Genomic DNA, 2,243 nt, shown 5'->3' with positions numbered 1-2,243 from the left:
GCGATGGTCGCATCCGGTGCAAAACTGGAACCTGACGCTGTCGCAACTGAGCATCCACTTCGATGGTCGACTGGATGATCATATAGACCTATGAAAACTTGGCTGACACAGAATATTGAACACTCCACAGTTCGAGATTATATATCAGGATCGGATTTAACAGTGAAACCAGCCATTTACACAAAATCTTTTACAGTCTCGCTTATGCCCCTATTTTTTGGCTTTACGCTGTTTGAAAAGTACTCAGAGAAATTTCTTTATTCCTTACTATGGGTCTGACTACAAGCTCTGTTGCTAAAACCGCATAAAGTAAAGGTAGTAGTGCAACCGCTAACTCAGCCACATTTAAGCTAAGCCCGTTCCAAGTTGTTCCTACCAATGCTAGCCCCAGTGCTGCAGTTACAAGCCCAGCAGAATAAAGTATTTTTATCTGTTCTTTCCATACTACCAGTCGACTCTTTGGTGATTTTAAGTCAATCGATTGGTTTCCTTTAATGAACAGCAGGTTAAATCCAGCCCACAATAAAACAAAAATGAGAAATGCCGGAACATTAATGAGATTCATCATATCGTGACTTTGACCAATTAAAGCTGCTACAACAGCTAAAATGACTATATAGATAACTGTATTCATGTTTCACCTCCATTAATTTTACGGCTCAGCCTGACTAGAGCATCTGCCATCACAGCGATCAAGCCAGAACCAACCACAGCCATATTTCTCAGTGCAAAACGAATTGATGCATATACCAGCAAAGCAGAATCTATTATTTGCTGCACTCAAACTGCAAGTACATTCTCCTTGGCCTGACGACGAAGAAATCTGCTGTTTCTGAACAATGTAATCTCCACCTAAGTCGTTTAAAAGCAACCGTTCTTCATACGTGAAATATGCATCCACTAGAGAATCTAAAGATTCCAAAGGAGCTTCTACCAGTGTTTCATGAAAAATTGAATCCTTACCTACTGCATGTGCCTTTTGAGATAAATCTGATAAGTGCTCAATTATTTTAGCTTGGTCTTGAGTCCAAAAATGACTTCTTTTTACTTCCTCAAAATGAACTCGCCACAACTCAGCTTTTCTTTCTTGAGTTAACTCTCCAACTACCAGTCTTCTTTGCCTCTGAGATATTTCCGAAAGTTGCCTGAGTGAATCTACTCCTGCAGCTCTTTGCGATAGATTCATGAGGACTTCCTCTCCTTGACTGGATAATGTCATCATCTCGCAATTACCAGAATTAGACTCGTCCACAATGTTTCTAGTTTCAGCAAATGTAGCAATGCTAATAAAAATGAGAAACGTAATAATGAAACAGCGATAAATGTTTATTTTCATACGAATCACCTTATTATAAAACATAACCAATTAATTACTGCATTGTTAATATTAGTTTATGGATGGAGTGGGGGCAAGTTTATTCGACATTGTGGTATTAATGTGATTAATGTTCTCTTCGATGGTTCAACTGACCGAAGAGAAGGTGTGAAGTTACGGGGAAGTTAGCCTAATGTTTTGCTATAACCATGCCATTCAGCAAGTTGATCCAAATAACGTATCACACGCAATGATGGCATGCTGGTCGCGATATCAATGCCGAGTATTTCGCGATTAAAGTCATCAATAACATTAAATGTCCGAAACCGGACTTTGTTGTGCAAGCTATCGCTCATAAAGTCAATTGACCAGCACTTACCCAGCGCTGATGTTTTTCAATCAACGCATTGAGTGCATCAATGATTGGATTATCATCGGCCAACTTAGGCTCGTAATAGTAAGCGGTACGGCTGATGCTAACCACATTACAGCACTTTACAATACTCGCGTTATACTGCACCTATAACTCCCGTGCCCAGATTTTTCGTTCTGCCACAGGTGCTAAAGCTTTTTTATAATATCCTCTTGCATCTGTGATTTCAGGCTCAACTCGGCATACATCTGCTTGAGTCGCCGGTTTTCTTCTTCAAGCTCTTTTAAGCTCCGTACATCGGACGCTTCCATACCACCATATTTTTCACTCCACTTATAAAAACTGGAATTGCCAATGCCATACTTACGGCAGATATCTGTTCTGGTCTAATTCAAATGGACACTTCAATAAGAGACAATAGAAGCTGTCGGTGTTTTTCAACCGAGTTGTCCAAAAAGTTTGTTCTAAGCAACCGCTTTATTGCGCTTAATTTCCTCCAGCGAGGACGGGTTTAACGCCACATCGCCAGCAGGTCTCCAGTCTCGTGTACTGCGT

At 40.5% G+C, this 2,243-nt stretch carries 5 protein-coding genes; all 5 read right to left on the bottom strand.

Translation table 11 applies throughout. The features are described from left to right. Positions 1-223 precede the first annotated feature (223 nt). The 5 genes from CWE15_RS11885 to CWE15_RS11875 all read right to left on the bottom strand — a co-directional run bounded on the left by CWE15_RS11885 (position 224) and on the right by CWE15_RS11875 (position 2,062). Positions 224-634, bottom strand: a complete 411-nt coding sequence (locus tag CWE15_RS11885) for a hypothetical protein (protein ID WP_126758296.1) — start codon at positions 632-634, stop codon at positions 224-226. 18 nt (positions 635-652) lie between these two features. Next, a complete protein-coding gene (locus CWE15_RS11880; RefSeq protein WP_126758295.1) occupies positions 653-1,336 on the bottom strand; it encodes a bacteriocin fulvocin C-related protein in 684 nt (227 codons plus the stop codon). Positions 1,337-1,500: 164 nt separating this feature from the next. Then, positions 1,501-1,671, bottom strand: a complete 171-nt coding sequence (locus CWE15_RS12090) for a hypothetical protein (RefSeq protein ID WP_420807761.1) — start codon at positions 1,669-1,671, stop codon at positions 1,501-1,503. Further along, a complete protein-coding gene (locus CWE15_RS12165; protein ID WP_275065516.1) occupies positions 1,668-1,799 on the bottom strand; it encodes a hypothetical protein in 132 nt (43 codons plus the stop codon). Before CWE15_RS12165 ends, CWE15_RS12090 begins: the two co-directional genes overlap by 4 nt. 77 nt (positions 1,800-1,876) lie before the next feature. Continuing rightward, the gene (locus tag CWE15_RS11875) at positions 1,877-2,062 is read right to left on the bottom strand and encodes a transposase (protein ID WP_420807762.1); all 186 of its coding nucleotides are present in this window, start codon (positions 2,060-2,062) and stop codon (positions 1,877-1,879) included. Between the last annotated feature and the right edge of the window lie 181 nt (positions 2,063-2,243).

This window comes from Aliidiomarina taiwanensis (assembly GCF_003987015.1).
Taxonomy (GTDB): domain Bacteria; phylum Pseudomonadota; class Gammaproteobacteria; order Enterobacterales; family Alteromonadaceae; genus Aliidiomarina; species Aliidiomarina taiwanensis.
This window is presented reverse-complemented; position numbering and strand designations above follow the sequence as displayed.